Annotated in this window: 16 protein-coding genes and 1 pseudogene; 9 read left to right on the forward strand and 8 right to left on the reverse strand. The window is 75.0% G+C overall.

Features of this window, described 5'->3' with window-relative positions:
• On the forward strand, nt 1-654 hold the full coding sequence (gene msrA / locus CLV35_RS00890; RefSeq protein ID WP_121191551.1) for a peptide-methionine (S)-S-oxide reductase MsrA: 654 nt from the start codon (nt 1-3) through the stop codon (nt 652-654).
• Here msrA and CLV35_RS00895 read toward each other — a convergent pair.
• Both CLV35_RS00895 and CLV35_RS00900 read right to left on the reverse strand, forming a co-directional pair.
• On the reverse strand, nt 651-2,021 hold the full coding sequence (locus CLV35_RS00895) for a cystathionine beta-synthase (RefSeq protein WP_121191552.1): 1,371 nt from the start codon (nt 2,019-2,021) through the stop codon (nt 651-653). The genes msrA and CLV35_RS00895 overlap by 4 nt on opposite strands.
• Before the next feature lie 10 nt (nt 2,022-2,031).
• On the reverse strand, nt 2,032-3,057 hold the full coding sequence (locus CLV35_RS00900; protein ID WP_121191553.1) for a LacI family DNA-binding transcriptional regulator: 1,026 nt from the start codon (nt 3,055-3,057) through the stop codon (nt 2,032-2,034).
• A 117-nt stretch (nt 3,058-3,174) separates the two neighbouring features.
• Here CLV35_RS00900 and arfA point away from each other — a divergent pair, with 117 nt between their 5' ends.
• Together arfA and CLV35_RS00910 are read left to right on the forward strand one after the other, a co-directional pair.
• Nucleotides 3,175-4,692 (forward strand): arabinosylfuranosidase ArfA, encoded by a 1,518-nt coding sequence (gene arfA / locus CLV35_RS00905; RefSeq protein WP_121191554.1) that lies wholly within the window; start codon nt 3,175-3,177, stop codon nt 4,690-4,692.
• Nucleotides 4,693-4,726: 34 nt separating this feature from the next.
• Complete coding sequence (locus CLV35_RS00910) at nt 4,727-5,734, forward strand: SGNH/GDSL hydrolase family protein (protein WP_231121270.1); 1,008 nt, start codon at nt 4,727-4,729, stop codon at nt 5,732-5,734.
• Here the strand turns inward: CLV35_RS00910 and CLV35_RS19605 are convergent.
• Nucleotides 5,699-6,046, reverse strand: coding sequence for a hypothetical protein (locus tag CLV35_RS19605; protein ID WP_147431827.1), 348 nt, complete (start codon nt 6,044-6,046; stop codon nt 5,699-5,701). The genes CLV35_RS00910 and CLV35_RS19605 overlap by 36 nt on opposite strands.
• Before the next feature lie 92 nt (nt 6,047-6,138).
• Here CLV35_RS19605 and CLV35_RS00920 point away from each other — a divergent pair, with 92 nt between their 5' ends.
• The 4 genes from CLV35_RS00920 to CLV35_RS00935 all read left to right on the forward strand — a co-directional run bounded on the left by CLV35_RS00920 (nt 6,139) and on the right by CLV35_RS00935 (nt 9,979).
• Nucleotides 6,139-6,369, forward strand: a complete 231-nt coding sequence (locus CLV35_RS00920) for a DUF4287 domain-containing protein (protein WP_121191555.1) — start codon at nt 6,139-6,141, stop codon at nt 6,367-6,369.
• Nucleotides 6,370-6,376: 7 nt separating this feature from the next.
• A complete protein-coding gene (locus CLV35_RS00925; RefSeq protein ID WP_121191556.1) occupies nt 6,377-6,787 on the forward strand; it encodes a PPOX class F420-dependent oxidoreductase in 411 nt (136 codons plus the stop codon).
• Nucleotides 6,788-6,827: 40 nt separating this feature from the next.
• Nucleotides 6,828-7,811, forward strand: coding sequence for an LLM class F420-dependent oxidoreductase (locus tag CLV35_RS00930; protein WP_121191557.1), 984 nt, complete (start codon nt 6,828-6,830; stop codon nt 7,809-7,811).
• A gap of 488 nt (nt 7,812-8,299) precedes the next feature.
• Nucleotides 8,300-9,979, forward strand: a complete 1,680-nt coding sequence (locus tag CLV35_RS00935) for an HNH endonuclease signature motif containing protein (RefSeq protein ID WP_121191558.1) — start codon at nt 8,300-8,302, stop codon at nt 9,977-9,979.
• 27 nt (nt 9,980-10,006) lie between these two features.
• Here the strand turns inward: CLV35_RS00935 and CLV35_RS00940 are convergent.
• Nucleotides 10,007-10,612, reverse strand: a pseudogene (locus CLV35_RS00940) (SDR family NAD(P)-dependent oxidoreductase); the annotation flags it as partial.
• A gap of 100 nt (nt 10,613-10,712) precedes the next feature.
• On the opposite strand from CLV35_RS00940, the gene CLV35_RS20275 reads away from it, so the two are divergent.
• The gene (locus CLV35_RS20275) at nt 10,713-10,895 is read left to right on the forward strand and encodes a hypothetical protein (protein ID WP_231121272.1); all 183 of its coding nucleotides are present in this window, start codon (nt 10,713-10,715) and stop codon (nt 10,893-10,895) included.
• A gap of 31 nt (nt 10,896-10,926) precedes the next feature.
• Nucleotides 10,927-11,337, forward strand: coding sequence for an MmyB family transcriptional regulator (locus CLV35_RS00945; RefSeq protein WP_231121273.1), 411 nt, complete (start codon nt 10,927-10,929; stop codon nt 11,335-11,337).
• Nucleotides 11,338-11,348: 11 nt separating this feature from the next.
• Here the strand turns inward: CLV35_RS00945 and CLV35_RS00950 are convergent, their stop codons facing one another.
• Genes CLV35_RS00950 through CLV35_RS00965 form a run of 4 tightly spaced genes read right to left on the reverse strand, consistent with a single transcriptional unit; the run spans nt 11,349 to nt 16,236 of the window.
• Nucleotides 11,349-12,362 carry an adenosine deaminase gene (locus tag CLV35_RS00950; protein ID WP_121191560.1) on the reverse strand — a complete coding sequence of 338 codons (1,014 nt, stop codon included), beginning with the start codon at nt 12,360-12,362 and terminating at the stop codon, nt 11,349-11,351.
• Nucleotides 12,359-13,867: a YcaO-like family protein gene (locus CLV35_RS00955; RefSeq protein ID WP_231121275.1), complete on the reverse strand. Its 1,509-nt coding sequence runs from the start codon at nt 13,865-13,867 to the stop codon at nt 12,359-12,361. The genes CLV35_RS00950 and CLV35_RS00955 overlap by 4 nt, the downstream gene beginning before the upstream one ends.
• 52 nt (nt 13,868-13,919) lie before the next feature.
• Nucleotides 13,920-15,599, reverse strand: coding sequence for a hypothetical protein (locus CLV35_RS00960; RefSeq protein ID WP_121191561.1), 1,680 nt, complete (start codon nt 15,597-15,599; stop codon nt 13,920-13,922).
• Nucleotides 15,592-16,236: an ABC transporter ATP-binding protein gene (locus CLV35_RS00965; RefSeq protein ID WP_121191562.1), complete on the reverse strand. Its 645-nt coding sequence runs from the start codon at nt 16,234-16,236 to the stop codon at nt 15,592-15,594. The genes CLV35_RS00960 and CLV35_RS00965 overlap by 8 nt, the downstream gene beginning before the upstream one ends.
• Between the last annotated feature and the right edge of the window lie 7 nt (nt 16,237-16,243).

The following is a 16,243-nucleotide window of genomic DNA, read 5'->3' on the forward strand; positions in this document are numbered from 1 at the left end:
ATGCTGTTCGGACGATCGAAGCCCGGTCCCGTCTCCGCCGACACCGCCCTCCCGGGGCGCGCCTCCCGCCCCTACTCCGTGCCCGCCCGGCACACCGTGCTGGGCAACCCGATCGAGGGCCCGTTCCCCGAGGGCCTCGAGGTCGCCTACTTCGCGATGGGCTGCTTCTGGGGCGCCGAGCGCGCGTTCTGGGAGGTGCCTGGCGTGTGGTCGACCGCCGCGGGCTACCAGGGCGGCTTCACGACGCACCCCACCTACGACGAGACGTGCACCGGGCTGACCGGGCACACCGAGGCGGTCCAGGTCGTCTACGACCCGGCGAAGGTGACCTACGCCGAGCTGCTCAAGGTGTTCTGGGAGTCGCACGACCCGACGCAGGGCGACCGCCAGGGCAACGACGTCGGCACGCAGTACCGCTCCGCCGCCTACTGGACCACCGAGGCGCAGCGCGAGGCCCTCGAGGCCTCGAAGCCGGCCTTCGAGGCGCGGCTGCGCGAAGCAGGCTTCGGCCCCGTCACGACCGAGACCGGCCCGGCCGGCCCGTTCTACTACGCCGAGGACTACCACCAGCAGTACCTCGACAAGGTGCCTGGCGGCTACTGCGGCCTGGGCGGCACCGGCGTGAGCTGCCCGGTCGGGGTGCTGGGGGCCTAGGCCTCGGTCAGGTGCGCGAGCAGGTCCTGCCGCGTCACGACGCCCACGGGGTCGCCGTCGGAGATCACGACGGCGGCCCCCGCGTCCTCGAGGGCCTTGACCGCGGCTGACACCGGCTCTCCCGCGCCGATGATCGGCAGCGGCGCGCTCATGTGCTGGTCGAGGCGGTCGGCGAGGTGGGCGCGGCCGGCGAACAGCGCGTCGAGCAGCGCCTTCTCCGACACCGACCCGACGATCTCGGCGGCCTTGACCGGCGGCTCGGCGCGCACGACCGGCATCTGCGAGACGCCGTACTCGCGCAGGATGTCGACCGCCTCGCGCACCGTCTCCGACGGGTGGGTGTGCACGAACGCCGGCACGGCGCTGGGGTCCTTGGCGCGCAGCACCTCGCCGACCGTGGCCTCCGACGAGGTCGACAGGAAGCCGTAGGACGCCATCCAGTCGTCGTTGAAGATCTTGGAGAGGTAGCCGCGGCCGCCGTCGGGGAGCAGCACCACGACCACGTCGTCGGCGGTGCCGCGCTCGGCGACGCGCAGGGCGGCGGCGACCGCCATGCCGCAGGAGCCGCCGACGAGCAGGCCCTCCTCGCGCGCCAGGCGCCGCGTCATCGCGAACGAGTCGCGGTCGGAGACCGCGACGATCTCGTCGGCGACCTCCGGGTCGTAGGCGCTGGGCCAGAAGTCCTCGCCCACGCCCTCGACGAGGTAGGGCCGGCCGGTGCCGCCGCTGTAGACCGAGCCCTCCGGGTCGGCGCCGACGACGCGCACCCGGCCCTCCGACACCTCCTTGAGGTAGCGCCCGGTGCCGCTGATGGTGCCGCCCGTGCCCACGCCGGTGACGAAGTGCGTGACGCGGCCTTCGGTCTGGCGCCAGAGCTCCGGCCCGGTCGTCTCGTAGTGGGAGCGCGGGTTCTCGGCGTTGGAGTACTGGTCGGGCTTCCAGGCGCCCTCGACCTCGCGGGCGAGCCGGTCGCTGACGCTGTAGTAGGAGCGCGGGTCCTCCGGGTCGACGGCGGTCGGGCACACCACGACCTCGGCACCGTAGGCCTTGAGCACGTTGCGCTTGTCGACCGCCACCTTGTCGGGGCAGACGAAGATCGTCTTGTAGCCGCGCTGCTGCGCGACGAGCGCGAGGCCCACGCCGGTGTTGCCGGAGGTGGGCTCGACGATGGTGCCGCCGGGCTTCAGGGCGCCGCTCGCCTCGGCCGCGTCGACCATCCGCACGGCGATGCGGTCCTTGACCGACCCGCCGGGGTTGAAGTACTCGACCTTCGCCAGCACCAGCGGGGCCACGTGGGCCGCGACGCTGCGCAGGCGTACGAGCGGGGTGCTGCCAACGAGGTCGACGACCGACTCCACGTAGTCCACGGGCCGCAGCCTACGGGGCGCCCCGGCCCACGGTGCTCTCGCGGGCCACCAGCGTCCAGGGCACCACGAACTCCTCGCCGGTGACCGGCCCGCGCGACTCGATGCGGCGCAGGAGCCGGTCGACGGCGGCCTCGGCGATGGTCGACTTGTCCGGCGAGATGGTGCTGACGCTGGGCGTCGAGTAGCGGCCGTCCTCGATGTCGTCGTAGCCGACGACCGCGACGTCCTCGGGCACGCGCAGCCCGCGCTCGAGCAGCACCCGGATCGCGCCGAGCGCCACGAGGTCGCTGTAGCCGAACACCGCGTCCGGGGGGTCGGGGCGGTCGAGCAGGCGCGCCATCGCGGTGGCGCCGTCGACCCGGTTGAAGCGCGGGGTCTGGACGATGAGCGACTCGTCGACCGGCAGGCCCGCGCGCTCGTGTGCCAGCCGGTAGCCCGCGGTGCGCCGCTGCGCCGCCTCGCCCGTCGCGTACGGCTGGTCGCCGACCGCCGCGATGCGCCGGCGCCCGAGCGACAGCAGGTGCGTGACCGCCTCGCAGGAGGCCGCCACGTCGTCGATGCCGACGTGGTCGAAGGCGCCGTCGGAGCTGCGCTCGCCCAGGATCACCAGCGGCAGGTCCGGGTCGCGGCCGGCGAGGTCGGCCTGCGAGAGGCCGAGCGGGCTCAGGATCATGCCGTCGTAGAGGAAGCCGCGCGCCTTGCGGCGGATCAGCTCGGCCTCGTGGGCGCGGTCCCCGTCGGTCTGGTCGACCAGGACGTTGAAGCCGCGGGCCCGCACGCGCGGGATGATCGCCTGCAGCAGCTCGGCGAAGTAGGGCGTGTCGAGGTAGGGCACGACGACCGCCACCTGTCCCGAGCGCCCGTTGGCGAGGTTGCGGGCCAGCACGTTGGGCCGGTAGTCGAGCTGCTCGAGGGCCTTCTCGACCTTGGCCCGGGTCTGCGGGCTGACCTGCGCGTAGCCGTTGACCACGTTGGAGACCGTGCGCGGGGAGACGCCCGCCAGCAGTGCCACGTCGCGGAGGGTCGGCTCTGCCATGCTGCCTCCTTCCGCCACCCCGGGCGTCATGATCGCACGTCAGGTCCGTCTTGCAGCGCTGCAAGACCTATGCTGCTCCCCGTCGCCGCTCCCCTCCAGCGAAGAAGGTCCCGCGCCATGCCCTCCGCCTCGCTCCGGCTCGACCCCGCGCACGCCGTCGCACCCGTCAACCCGCGCACCTTCGGCTCGTTCGTCGAGCACATGGGGCGCTGCGTCTACACCGGCATCTACGAGCCCGGCCACCCCACCGCCGACGCCGACGGCTTCCGCGGCGACGTCCTGGAGCTGACGCGCGAGCTCGGCGTGACGCTGGTGCGCTACCCCGGCGGCAACTTCGTCTCGGGATACCGCTGGGAGGACGGCACCGGCCCGCGCGAGTCGCGCCCGGTGCGCCGCGACCTCGCCTGGCACTCGCTCGAGACCAACGAGGTCGGCATCGACGAGTTCGCGCGCTGGGCGCGCAAGGCCGGGCTCGAGGTGATGTACGCGCTCAACCTCGGGACCCGGGGCGTGCAGGAGGCGCTCGACGCGCACGAGTACCTCAACCAGCCGTCCGGCACCGCGCTCTCGGACCTGCGCCGCGCCAACGGCAGCGAGGAGCCCCACGGCGTACGCATCTTCTGCCTCGGCAACGAGATGGACGGCCCCTGGCAGACGGGCCACAAGACCGCCCACGAGTACGGCCGCCTGGCCGCTGAGACCGCGCGCGCCCTGCGCAGCGCCGACCCCGGGATCGAGCTCGTCGCGTGCGGCAGCTCGGGCTCGGGGATGCCGACCTTCGGGGCCTGGGAGTCGACCGTCCTGGAGCTGGCCTACGACCAGGTCGACTACATCTCGGCGCACGCCTACTACGAGGAGCTCGACGGCGACCTCGGCAGCTTCCTGGCGAGCTCGCGCGACATGGACCACTTCGTCGACAGCGTCGTCGCCACCGCCGACAGCGTGGGTGCGCGGCTCAAGAGCACGAAGAAGATCAACGTCTCCTTCGACGAGTGGAACGTCTGGTACCTCAGCCGCTTCGAGAACGACCCGAAGCCCGAGACCTGGGACGTCGCGCCGCGGGTCATCGAGGACCACTACAACCTCGCCGACGCCGTCGTGGTCGGCAGCCTGCTGATCTCGCTGCTGCGCCACTCCGACCGCGTCACGGTCGCCTGCCAGGCCCAGCTCGTCAACGTGATCGCACCGATCATGACCGAGCCCGGCGGCCGCGCCTGGCGGCAGACGATCTTCCACCCCTTCGCCCTGACCTCGCGGCTGGCCCGCGGCACGGTGCTGCACGTGGGGGTGGACGCACCGACCTACGACACGGCGAAGTTCGGCGCGGTGCCGACCGTCGACGCCGTCGCCACCCACGACGAGGCGACCGGCGAGCTGGTCGTCTTCGCGGTCAACCGCTCGCTCGACGAGGCCACCGCGCTGACGGTGCCGCTCGCCGCCTTCGCGGACCTCGAGCTCGCCGAGACGTGGACGGTCGCCGGCGACGACCCCTACGTCCGCAACACCGCCGACGAGCCCGACCGGGTGGCCCCCCGGCCGCTCGAGGGCGCCTCGGTCGACGGCTCGTCGCTGACCGCCGCCCTGCCCCCGTGCTCGTGGTCGGCGCTCCGGCTCGTCCCCCGCGCCGGCGCCTAGACTCCGCCGCGGGACCGAGCGGAAGGGGACGCTGGTGGGACGTGCCTCGACCGCTCGGCGCATCGCGGTGGCCGCCGCCTTCGGCGGCACCGGCGTCGGTGCCGTCTGGGCCTCGGTCTACGGGCTCGTCAACGTCGAGGCGAAGATGGCGCGCAAGCGCATCGGCCCGGCCGACAAGCCGCTGCCGTGCGACGGCACCTACGGCGAGCAGCTCGCCGGTGCCCCGCTCTCGATGGTGATGCTCGGCGACTCGAGCGCCGCCGGGCTCGGCGTCCTGCGCGCCGCCGACGCACCGGCCGCGCGCATCGCGGCCGGGCTGGCGCACGCTGCCCGCCGACCCGTACGCCTCACCTGCGTCGCGCGGGTCGGCGCGACCTCCGCCGCCCTCGAGGACCAGGTGACGAGCGCGCTGCCCGCCCGGCCGCACGTCGCGGTCGTCATGGTGGGCAGCAACGACGTGACCCACAAGGTCGCACCGGCGGTCTCGGTGCGCATGCTGGAGCAGGCGGTGCGGCGGCTGCGCGAGGCCGGCTGCGAGGTCGTGGTCGGCACCTGCCCCGACCTCGGCACCCTCGAGCCGCTGGCCCAGCCGCTGCGCTGGCTCGCCCGCCGCGCCTCCCGCGAGCTCGCGGCGGCGCAGACCATCGGCGTCGTCGAGGCCGGCGGGCGCACGGTGTCGCTCGGCGACCTGCTCGGGCCGGAGTTCGAGGCCGACCCCGCCGCGATGTTCAGCGAGGACGGCTTCCACCCGTCGTCGGAGGGCTACGCACGGGCCGCCGACGTCCTGCTGCCCTCCGTGCTCGCCGCGCTCGGCTTCGCGGTGCCCGATGTCGCCGGGGCGGTCCCGTCGCGCGGCGAGGGCGTGCGCGCCGTCGCCGACGCAGCGGTCGCAGCCGCCGACCGGGCCGGCAGCGAGGTCACGGCGACGCAGGTCGCCGGTCGCGACCGCGGCCCGGCGGGACGGTGGGCGCTGCTGCAGCGGCGGCGCGCCGAGCCGGCGCCCTCGCTACAGGAGGCCGCGGAGGCGCCGAAGGGCGGCTAGGGCGCCGGCGGCCTGGGCCTCGCCCCCGCCCGCACGCACCGCTGCCGCCAGGTCGGCGGCGCAGACGGCCACCTGGTCGGCGACCGTGCTGTCCGCGAGCCGCGGCACGACGTGGCGCCCGGTGCCCTCGAGCTCGGCGGCGGCGGCGGCGAGCGCCTGGGCGGTCGCGTGCGCGAGGTCGGCACGCGTACGGTCCCCGTCCGCGTCCTCGTCCGCACGGCGCGCGAGCGCGTCGAGGGCGAGCGTGCGCAGGCGGTCGACCACCCGCCGGGTCTCGACCTCGAGGTCGTCGGCGGCGCGCTCGGTGTCCACGGCAGGCGATCCTGCCGCACGTTGCGCGCGTAGGGTGCTGAGCGGCACGCTAGGAGTCCGATCCGCACCCCCCGCGCAGGAGGCACCACCACATGTCGAACGGCCACTCCGACGAGACGCACGCACAGCTCATCTCGCGCATCCCGGAGACGACCGGGCGCGGACTGGCCGACTGGTTCAAGGCGCTCGAGGACGGCCCGAGCCTCGTCCGCTTCGACGAGCGCGTCGAGTGGCTGCGCACCGAGCACGAGCTGTCGCACGGCTACGCCGCTGCGATCGTCCACGAGCACGACCTCCAGAAGGCCCAGCGCGCGTTCGGCTGACGCTCCCGTGGACGCCGAGGACGCCCGCCGCTTCCTCGCCCGCTCGCACCGGGCGGTTCTCTCGACCACCCGGCGCGACGGGCGCCCGCAGCTCTCGCCGGTGACGGCCACGGTCGACGCCGCGGGCCGCGTGGTCGTGAGCTCGCGCGAGACGGCGGTCAAGGTCAAGAACCTGCGGCGCGACCCGCGGGTCTCGCTGTGCGCCTTCCCCGACGAGTTCTTCGGTGACTGGGTGCAGGTCGAGGGCACCGCCGAGCTCGTCCCGTTGCCGGAGGCGCTCGAGCTGCTCGTCGACTACTACCGCAGCGTCTCGGGCGAGCACCCGGACTGGGACGACTACCGCCGCGCGATGGTCGAGCAGCAGCGGGTCCTCATCCGCTTCGAGATCGAGCGGGCCGGGCCGAACGTCAGCGGATGAGCGCGTTTGCCCGAGGTCCGGGAGCGGAACTCCTCGGCACATGACCGAGTTCGGCTACACCTTGATGGGCGAGCAGTCCGGACCGCGCGAGCTGGTCCGCCACGCAGTCCGGGCCGAGGGCGTCGGCTACGACTTCCTCGTCAGCAGCGACCACTACTTCCCGTGGCTGACGTCGCAAGGGCACTCGCCGTACGCCTGGAGCGTGCTCGGCGCCGTCGCCCAGGCGACCGAGCGGATCCCGTTCATGACGTACGTGACCTGCCCGCTCTTCCGCTACCACCCGGCCGTCGTGGCGCAGAAGGCTGCGACGCTCAACCTGCTCTCGGACGGCCGGTTCACGCTCGGGCTGGGCGCCGGCGAGAACCTCAACGAGCACGTCGTCGGCCACGGCTGGCCGTCGGCCGACATCCGGCACGAGATGTTCACCGAGGCGCTCGAGATCATCACCGGGCTGTTCGAGGGCGGCTACGTGACCTACCGCGGCCAGCACTTCGACGTCGACTCGGCCAAGCTCTGGGACCTGCCCGACTCCCTCACGCCCATCGGCGTCGCGGTCTCGGGCCCGTCGTCGTGCCGGATCGCGGGCGAGTACGCCGACGTCATGATCGCGACGGAGCCCAAGCCGGAGCTCGGCCAGATGTTCGACGCGGCCGGCGGCACGGGCAAGCCGCGCGTCGGCCAGCTGCCGGTGTCGTTCGGCACCGACGAGGACGCCGCGGTGCAGCGGGCGCACGACCAGTTCCGCTGGTTCGGGCTGACCTGGAAGGTCAACGCCGAGCTGCCGGGCACCGCCTCGTTCGCGGCGGCGTCGCAGTTCGTCGCCCCTGACGACGTGGCGAGCTCGATCCCCTGCGGCGACGACGTCGACGCGGTCGTCGAGGCGGCGCGGGCCTTCGTGGACGCGGGGTTCACCGGCGTCGCGCTCGTGCAGATCGGCGGGGACGTGCAGGAGGAGTTCCTCGACTGGTCTCAGTCCGAGCTGCTCCCCGCGCTGCGGCGGGAGTACGGGTCGGCGGCGGGATAGCTCGCGGGGGTGGCTTGCGGCCGTGTCCTCGAAACGGCGGTCGCGCGCGAGGTGCGAGCGGTAGCGGAGGCACGCTGGCGGTAGCCCCGGCGCTAAGGCTCGCGTGCCTCTGCTACCGCTGGTCGACGACGACAGGCCCGTACGCGCCGGCGGGGGTAGTCGGCGGCGGCCCGCGCGGTGCGAGCGGCCCGACGCGTACGCGGGTCGACGAAGGTGGCGGCCGCGCGCGAGGTGCGAGCGGTAGCGGAGGCACGCCGGCGGCAGCCCCAGCGCTACTGCTCGCGTGCCTCTGCTACCGCTTGTCGACGACGACAGGCCCGTACGCGCCGGCGGGGCAGGTGGCGGCGCTCGCCGGGTGCGTCGCTCCGGCTCCCGCGCCAGCCGCGCACCACAGGGCAGGTGCTTGCCGGAGCCGGTGAGGCGCTTGCCAGGGAGAGCGAAGCCGGGTATCGTTCGAACATACGTTCGAACGCGAGAGGGAGGCGGCGATGCACGACGACGCACTGCCGCCCGCGGACGCCGTCCACGGTCCGGTCGCACATCCTCCGACGACCCTGGCGCCACCCCTACCGTCCGACGACGAGTGGGGCTCGCCGTGGGAACTCGGCGAGGACGCGCCGGACACCTGGGTCGACAGGTGGGCGGCGGAGTGGTCCGACGTCGTCGAACTCCCGCAGCCGGTCGACGAGCTGTCCGCAGGTGCCGCGCTCGCCGCAGCGCGGCCGTCCGCTGGGCTCGCGTCGCTGCTGGCGGCGATGGAGGACGACGAGCTGCGCCGGGCGTGGGCCGCGGCGGCGGGGTCCCGCCTGGGAGACCCGTCGCGCGACCTCGCCGAGCTCGAGGTCGGCCTCGCCCAGGCGTGGGACAGAGCGCTCGCATGGGTGACCGCGCGCCGGGAGGCGGCACTGGCCCGCGCGGCCGTCGCGGTCGAGACGATGCTCCCGCCGGCGCTCGCCGCCCGCTGGCAGGGCGAAGGAGCGGCGGCAGCGGAGCTGGCGGCCGCCCTGCGCATCTCTCCGCGGTCGATCGCCGGTGAGGTCAACCGAGCCGAGCGGCTGCTCGAGGCGCACCCCGGCACCGCGTGGCTGCTCCGCGAGGGGCTCGTCTCGCCCGGGCACGCACGGGCCGTGCGCGAGGAGTGCGCCGTCCTCACCGACCCCGCTCTCGTCGCGGCCGTGGAGTCCACGGTCCTGCGGAAGGCGCCCGAGCAGACGGCGCCCGAGCTGCGCCGGGCGACCCGGCGCGCGGTGGCCCGGCTCGACCCTGACGGTGAGGCCGAGCGGCACGAGCTCGCGGTCAGCGAGTCGGTCGGGGTCAGCCTCGTCCGGCTGCCGGACGCGCTCGTCCAGATCACCGCGGTGCTGCCCGCCCCCGCCGGGCAGGCGGTCATGGCCGGGCTCGACCGGCTGGTCGACGGGCTGCTGGCCGAGCAGCTGACCGGCGGCGCCCGGCCCGGCGACACGTCGGAGCCCGGCAGCGCTGACGGCCTGCACCCGCTGCTCGCCGGGCCAGGTGAGCACACCTCCGGGCTGCCGAGGCGGCGGCTGCGGGCCGACGCCCTCGCGCTGCTCATGACGGCGCTCGACGACCCCGACGTGCTGCCGTCGCTCGTGCGCAGCACGCCCGCGCAGCCCGCGGTGCACGTCACGGTCAGCCTCGAGACGCTGCTCGGGCTGAGCGACGCGCCGGGCGAGCTCGCCGGCTACGGTCCCGTCCCTGCGCCGATGGCCCGCGCCCTCGCGGCAGACGGGGCCTGGCGACGGCTCGTCACCGATCCCCTGACCGGCACGCTGGTCGACCTCAGCCCGCACACCTACCGACCGGGCGCACGCCTGCGCGCTTACGTCGTCGCCGCCGACCAGCACTGCAGCCATCCCGGCTGCAGCCGACCGGCGACCGACTGCGACCTCGACCACATCCAACCCTTCGACCACGACCGACCGGAGCGCGGAGGCGCGACGACCGCCGTCAACCTCGCACCACGGTGCCGGAGGGACCACAACGTCAAGACATGGTTCGCATGGACCGTGACGAGAGCGCCCGACGGCACCCTCGTCCATCGCACACCGCTGGGCCGCGCCTACACGACCAGCAGATCACCGCTGCCCACAGCACACCTCAGCAGGCCGGGCAAGCCGTCGACCTCGCCTGAAGACCGTGCCGCCTGAGCGCGCCCCGCGGCGGGTCCGCCCGTCACCAGGGGCCCTGCCGCTCGCGTCGAAGAACCCGCCCGTGGGACCGTCCGCACCGGCGGTGGCCATGGCGACGACGACCTGCGGGAAGTTCTTCGCGTACTGCACGGTGAGCATGTTCAGCGCGGCCTTCGACGATGCGTAGCTGAGGCCCTTCCAGGCCGACCACGGCGAGGCGGCGTCCGTCATGACGGCGAACGAGCCGAGACCGCTGCTGACGTTGACGACGGCCGGCGAGGACGACCGCAGCAGCAACGGCAGGAAGGCGTGCGTGACCCTCACGACGCCGAGCACGTTGGTCGAGTGGACCCGCTGCACGTGGTCCGCCGTGGTTGTAGCGGCCGCGACGGTCCCGCCGGTGATGCCGGCGTTGTTGACGAGGACGTCGAGACCGCCCGACTCCCGGCCGACCTCCTCGACGGCCGCGGCGACGGAGCCGTCGTCGAGGACGTCCAGCTCGACGAAGCGGCAGCCCAGCTCTCTGGCGGCGGTCCGGCCGCGCTCGCTGTCCCGGGCAGCGACGTAGACGTCGTGGCCGGCCTCGACGAGCCGCCGAGCCGTCTCGCGGCCCAGCCCCTTGCTGGCTCCGGTGATCAGTGTGGTGGTCATGCCCTTCAGCCTGGGAGCGCCCAGCCGGGACAGCGAGACCCTGGCGAGGCTGGTACCCGCTGTACCAGTCAGGGGCGGCCCGACCGGGCACGATGGAGCCATGGGTGTCGAGGAGCTGGGCGCGGCGCTGCGCTCGTGGCGCGCGCGGGTGCGCCGCGACGAGGTCACGTTCCTCGTCGGGGTGTCGGTGGAGTACGTCGTCAAGCTCGAGCAGGGCCGCGCGGCACCCCTCGCAGCAGGTCGTCGAGGCGCTCGGCCGCGCCCTGCGGCTCTCCGCCGCTGAGCGCGAGGTCCCCCGGCACCTGCCGCCGTCGGTGCACCGCCTGCTGCGACCGCTCGACGACCTCCCGGCGGCGGTCCACGACGCGACGTGGACGCTGCTGTCGTGGAACTGGTCCTGGGCGGCGCTGCTCGGCGAGCCGCCGAGCGGTGAGCGCGACCGCAACCTGCCGTGGCGGCTGTGCACCGAGGCGGCGAGCAGCCGCGTCGTCCGGACGGCCGACGAGCACCAGGCGTTCGCCGCCTCGCTCGTCGCCGAGCTCTGGGACGCCCACGTGGTGGTGCCCCAGGAATCGGCCCGCAAGACGGTCGAGCACCCGCAGGTGGTGGGGCTGGTCACGCTCGACTGCGTCTGCTCGACCGAGCAGGGGACGCCCGAGGCGGACGTGCTCGCGCTGCTCCGAGTGCTCGGAACCCAAGCGCTCGCAGCGCAGGGGCCGGGCTGAGCGACCACGGGTCAGTCGGCGGCGTACGCCTCGATCTCGGCGACGAGCTCAGCCTTGCCCTGCTCGTCGAGGAACGACGAGCGCACCGCCTGGACGGCCAGGTCGGCCACGCCGCGACGGCCGAGGTCGAGCAGCCCGGCGGCGATCTCGTACTCGCGGTTGAGCGTCGTGCCGAACATCGAGGGGTCGTCGCTGTTGACGGTGACGACGACGCCGGCGTCGCGCAGGGCGCGGATCGGGTGCTCCTCGAGCGCCGGCACCGCGCGGGTCGCGACGTTCGACGACGGGCACACCTCGAGCGGGATGCGCTCGGTGGCCAGGTGCTGGACGAGGGCGGGGTCGCCCACCGCCGAGATGCCGTGCCCGATGCGCTCGGCGCCCAGGACGCGCAGCGCGTCCCAGACGGTCTCGGGGCCGGTCACCTCGCCGGCGTGCGGGACGCTGTGCAGCCCGGCCGCGCGGGCAGCCGCGAAGTGCGGCGCGAACTGCGGGCGGGGCACGCCGATCTCCGGGCCGCCCAGCCCGAAGCCCACCAGCGCGTCCGGGGCGTGGTGGAGCGCGTAGTCGAGCGTGGCGTCGGCCGACTCGATCCCGGCCTCGCCGGGGATGTCGTAGATCCAGCGCAGCGTGATGCCGAAGTCGCGCTGGGCGCTCGTGCGCGCGTCCTCGATCGCCTCGGTGTAGGCCTCGATCGGCACGCCGGCGCGCACCGAGGTGAACGGCGTGCAGGTGAGCTCGGCGTAGCGCACGTTCTGCCCGGTCGCCAGCTCACGGGCGACCTCGTAGGTCAGCAGCTGGATGTCCTCGGGCGTGCGGATCAGCGACACGACGGCCAGGTAGACGTCGATGAAGTGCGCGAAGTCGCGGAACTCGAAGAACTGGCGCAGCGCCTCGGGGTCGGAGGGCACGACGCCGGGGTGGCGCTGCGCCAGCTCGGAGACGATGCGCGGCGAGGCGGACCCCACGTGGTGGACGTGCAGCTCGGCCTTGGGCAGGCCGGCGATGAAGGCGGCGAGGTCGGTCACGCGCCCAGTCTGCCAAGCGCCGCCGGCGCCGCGTGGCGAGCCGGCTCGCGGTAGAGCGGGTAGAGCGGACCGATCACGCGGTCGGCCGCAGCGCGGTCGAACCACGGGCGGCCGCCGAGCCGGTCCTGCGCGTCGGGGGTGAGCAGCACGGGTGCTGCGGTCTCGGGCGCCGGCCCGAGCCCGACCAGCCCGTGCACGCCGGTGCGTCCGTCGCCGCGGGCGAGCAGGCTGCGTACGCCGCGCTCGCCGATGCGCCCGTAGCTCATCGTCTCGACCTCGAGCCCGGGCACGACCGCCTTGACGGCGACCGCGTCCCCGCGGCGGGCCACCAGCACGAGCACGTCGAAGCCGTCGGCGGTGAGCCCGGCGACGAGCCGGTCGCAGAGCACGTGCGGGTGCTCGGCGGCGGGGTCGCGAGGCAGGTCGGCGAAGTCGACGGTGCTGCGGCGCGAGAGCACCGTCGGCTCGAGCGCCGCGCGCAGCTGGTCGGTGCTCATGCCGAGCCAGCCGACCATCTCGGCCAGCGCGCGCGGCTCTTGAGCAGCAGGGTCGGCGGTGAAGCGGGCGAGGTAGCCCTCAGGCGCCAGCGCCGCGACGCGGTCGAGCGGACCGTGCATGAAGGCCTTGCGCGAGCGCGCCGCCGCGAACTCCAGCACCGCCTTGCGCAGGGCGACGTCGCGATCGGGGTGGGCGGCCTCGCCGGCCGCGGTGACCATGAGGGGGAGCGGCGGGTCGTCGTCGGCCCCCACCACGAAGACGTTGCAGACGCCGTTCTCCACCGCGGCGAGCTTGGCCACGACGTCGATCCCGGCCGCCCGCAGCTGCTGCAGGCCGCGCCGGGCCGCCGGGTCGCTCACGGCGCTGTCGTCCGGCCCGAGGTCGAGCACCACGCCCTCGTCGAGCGCACGGAACCTCAGGCCGTTGCCGTCGCGCTGCAGGAGCTCGGCCAGGGCGTGGCCGAGCGCGCGCGAGACCGTGTCGCCCGCGCCCTGCCCGTTGGTGATCAGGGTGGTGAGGCGCCCGCCGGGAGGCGCGGTCCGGGCCGCGCGGGGCAGCCCGGCCGGCTCCGAGGCGACGACGTCCACCGGCACCAGGACCTGCTCGCCGGTCGTCCAGCGGGTGAGCGGGGTCCAGTCGAGCGGGCGGTCCTCGTCGTAGTCCGTGCCGGCCTCGAGGCAGAGCCGCAGCGGGTCGACGACGCCGCCCTCGCCGACCTCGCGGCGCAGCTGCGCGTACGACGCGCGACGGGCGGGCAGCTCGTCAGCGACGGAGGCCAGCAGCACCGCCTCGGCGAGCTCCCCCCAGGCCGACAGGCGGGCGGAGCGGTCGTCGATGCCGTAGCCGAGGCCGCCCTTGAACCCGCGCTCCGGCGCCCACTGCACCGCGTAGGCGGGCACGCCGACCCGGTCGAGCCCGGCCGTCGAGAACTCGAGCAGCTCCCCCTCGGGCATCGCGTCGCGGTAGAGCGCCGCGGCGTCCACCGCCGTCACCTGCTGCTGGTCCATCGGGCCACGATGGCCCTCCGACGCACGCGCCGCATCTCGGGGCGAGCCGCGCTCACCGGGCGTAGTGGCGCTGCGCCTCCCACCGCGCCCAGGCCACCATCACGGCGGTGCCGAGCACCGCGTACTCCACGACGCCCGGCGTCAGACCGCGCGCGGCGCCGATGAGCACGGCGGGCAGGGCGACGACCAGGCCGGCGAGCGGCGCACGGAGGTACCACAGCGCGATCATGCCGATCGCGGTGTTGCCGAACGCCGTGTCACTGCCCATGAGCGTGCGCGCCGGCAGCGGCCCGCGGCAGGCGGAGACCAGGCAAGCGGCGACCAGCGCGGGCGTGCCCAGCAGGAGCCCGGCCGCGGCCCCCGCCGCGCCGCCCGAGGCGGCCGTCACCCCGACGGCGACACCGCCAGCGACGAGGAGCACGAGCACCGGCAGCGCGGCGTGCAGGAGCAGCAGGTCGGCGAATCGCAGGGGGAGCGAGCGCGAGGGACGTACGTCGTCGGCCTCGACGCGCGCCGCCTCCAGCAGCTGGCCGGCAGCGGCGTACGCGACGGCGAGCGCCACTGCGGCGGTGACGGCGCGCTCCCACCCGTCGACCCGCGCGGCGAGCCCCACCGCGGCGTAGGCGAGAGCGAGGCCGAGCAGCGCCCAGCCGACCCGCGCTGGTGCACGCAGCCAGCCGAGCAGCACGCGCCAGGGGACGACGAGCCAGCGCGAGCGCGGCGCCCGCGGCGAGAAGCGGGGCGGGCGCGACTGCGCGGCCGTCGCGCTGCGCACGGTGAGCGCCGCCTGGCGCAGGTCACCGGCCAGCAGGGCCGCGACCACGCCGCGCGAGGAGCCGACGCGGGCGCGCAGCACCGGGCCGTCGAGCTGCGAGCCGCGCTGCCAGGCGAGCGTGCCGAGGGCACCGGCGAGCACCGCGGCGAGCACGAGCCCCGCTGGCCACGCGCCTGCCCGGCCGGGATCGGCCGCCGCCACCAGCGGCTGCGCCGCCCAGCCCCACGGCCCCGACCACAGCGCCACCGTGCCGACCGCGTCCGGCACCGAGCCGGGGCTCCACGCCGCCCACACCGCGAGGCCGAGCAGCACGAGCGCGAGCAGGCGGGCGGCGCCGAGCAGGCGGGACGACGCGCGTACGCGGGTGTCGTAGCGCTCGACCAGCGTGCCCAGCGCCACGGCCAGCGCACCGAGCGCCACTCCTGCGGCCCCGACGGCGACCAGCATCGCGCTCACCCGGGCGCGCACCCCGATCTGGGCGAGGAAGCCCAGCGCCAGGGTCGCGACCCCGCCGCCGAGCGCGTAGGTCGCGGCGGAGAAGCGCAGCCGCGCCCGCAGCAGCCCCTGCCACGCGGCCGGCGCGGGCAGCACCCACCCGGTGACGGCGGCGTCGAGCACGACGGGCCCGCGCCAGAGCCCGTCCGACACCGCGGCGAGCAGCGCCAGCAGCGCCAGGCCGGTCGCCGCGAGGGGCAGCGCCGCCGCCAGCCGCTCGGCGAGCGGGGTGACCACGCCGGTGTGCTCCGCCAGCTGCAGCAGCCCCCCGGTGTAGGGGGCGAGGTAGAACGCGGCGAACAGCGCGACGACGTAGAGGTAGAACAGCAGCGACTTCTGCCGCTCGCGCAGATGCGCCTGGCGGACCTCGCGCAGGTGCGCGCGCACCTCGCGCGCGAGCTCGTCCCAGTCCTCGTCCTGCTCACCGTGAGGCAGTTCCCCGACGGGCAGGTGCTCAGCCAACGACCCGGCCGTCCTGCAGGCGTACGGTGCGGTCGGCCACCGCCTCGGCGAGCTCGCGCGAGTGCGTGGCGAGCAGCACCGCCACCCCGTCGGCCCGCTCGGCGGCGAGCCGCTCGGCCAGCCGGTCGCGGGCGCCCGGGTCGAGGCGCTGCTCGGGCTCGTCGAGCACCAGGACGTCGCGCGGGCGCACGAGCGCCGCGGCGAGCAGCAGGGCCTGCACCTGCCCCGAGGACAGCGTCGAGGGGTACGCGTCGGCGTGGTCCCCGAGCCGCCGGTCCTCGAGCGCCCAGTCGATCCACTCGTCGGCGTCGCGCCCCACGCCGTTCGCGACGGCGACCAGGCGCAGGTGCTCGCGCACCGTGAGGTCGGGGTAGAAGGAGGGCGCGTCCGCGACGACCGCGACGCGGGCCCGCACGTGCGGGTCGCTCTCCACCACGGCCCGCCCCTCGAGCTGCACCGTGCCGGTGGTCGGCACCTCGCGCCCGCAGGCGATGCGCAGCAGCGTCGACTTGCCCGAGCCGTTCTCGCCGACCAGGGCGACGCAGCCACCGGCGTCGAGGTCGAGGTCGATCGGGTGCAGGGCCTGGCGGGCGCCGTAGGTGCGGCTCACCCCGCGCAGCTCCAGGAGTGCGGTCACGCCGCCA

The sequence above is a fragment of the Motilibacter peucedani genome (assembly GCF_003634695.1).
Lineage (GTDB): Bacteria > Actinomycetota > Actinomycetes > Motilibacterales > Motilibacteraceae > Motilibacter > Motilibacter peucedani.

Coding starts and splice junctions, on each gene's coding strand:
- CLV35_RS00955 (WP_231121275.1), bottom strand. CDS start 13,867: ATGGACCAGCAGCAGGTGACGGCGGTGGACGCCGCGGCGCTCTACCGC.
- CLV35_RS00935 (WP_121191558.1), top strand. CDS start 8,300: ATGCACGACGACGCACTGCCGCCCGCGGACGCCGTCCACGGTCCGGTC.
- arfA (WP_121191554.1), top strand. CDS start 3,175: ATGCCCTCCGCCTCGCTCCGGCTCGACCCCGCGCACGCCGTCGCACCC.
- CLV35_RS00900 (WP_121191553.1), bottom strand. CDS start 3,057: ATGGCAGAGCCGACCCTCCGCGACGTGGCACTGCTGGCGGGCGTCTCC.
- CLV35_RS00930 (WP_121191557.1), top strand. CDS start 6,828: ATGACCGAGTTCGGCTACACCTTGATGGGCGAGCAGTCCGGACCGCGC.
- CLV35_RS20275 (WP_231121272.1), top strand. CDS start 10,713: ATGGGTGTCGAGGAGCTGGGCGCGGCGCTGCGCTCGTGGCGCGCGCGG.
- msrA (WP_121191551.1), top strand. CDS start 1: ATGCTGTTCGGACGATCGAAGCCCGGTCCCGTCTCCGCCGACACCGCC.
- CLV35_RS00920 (WP_121191555.1), top strand. CDS start 6,139: ATGTCGAACGGCCACTCCGACGAGACGCACGCACAGCTCATCTCGCGC.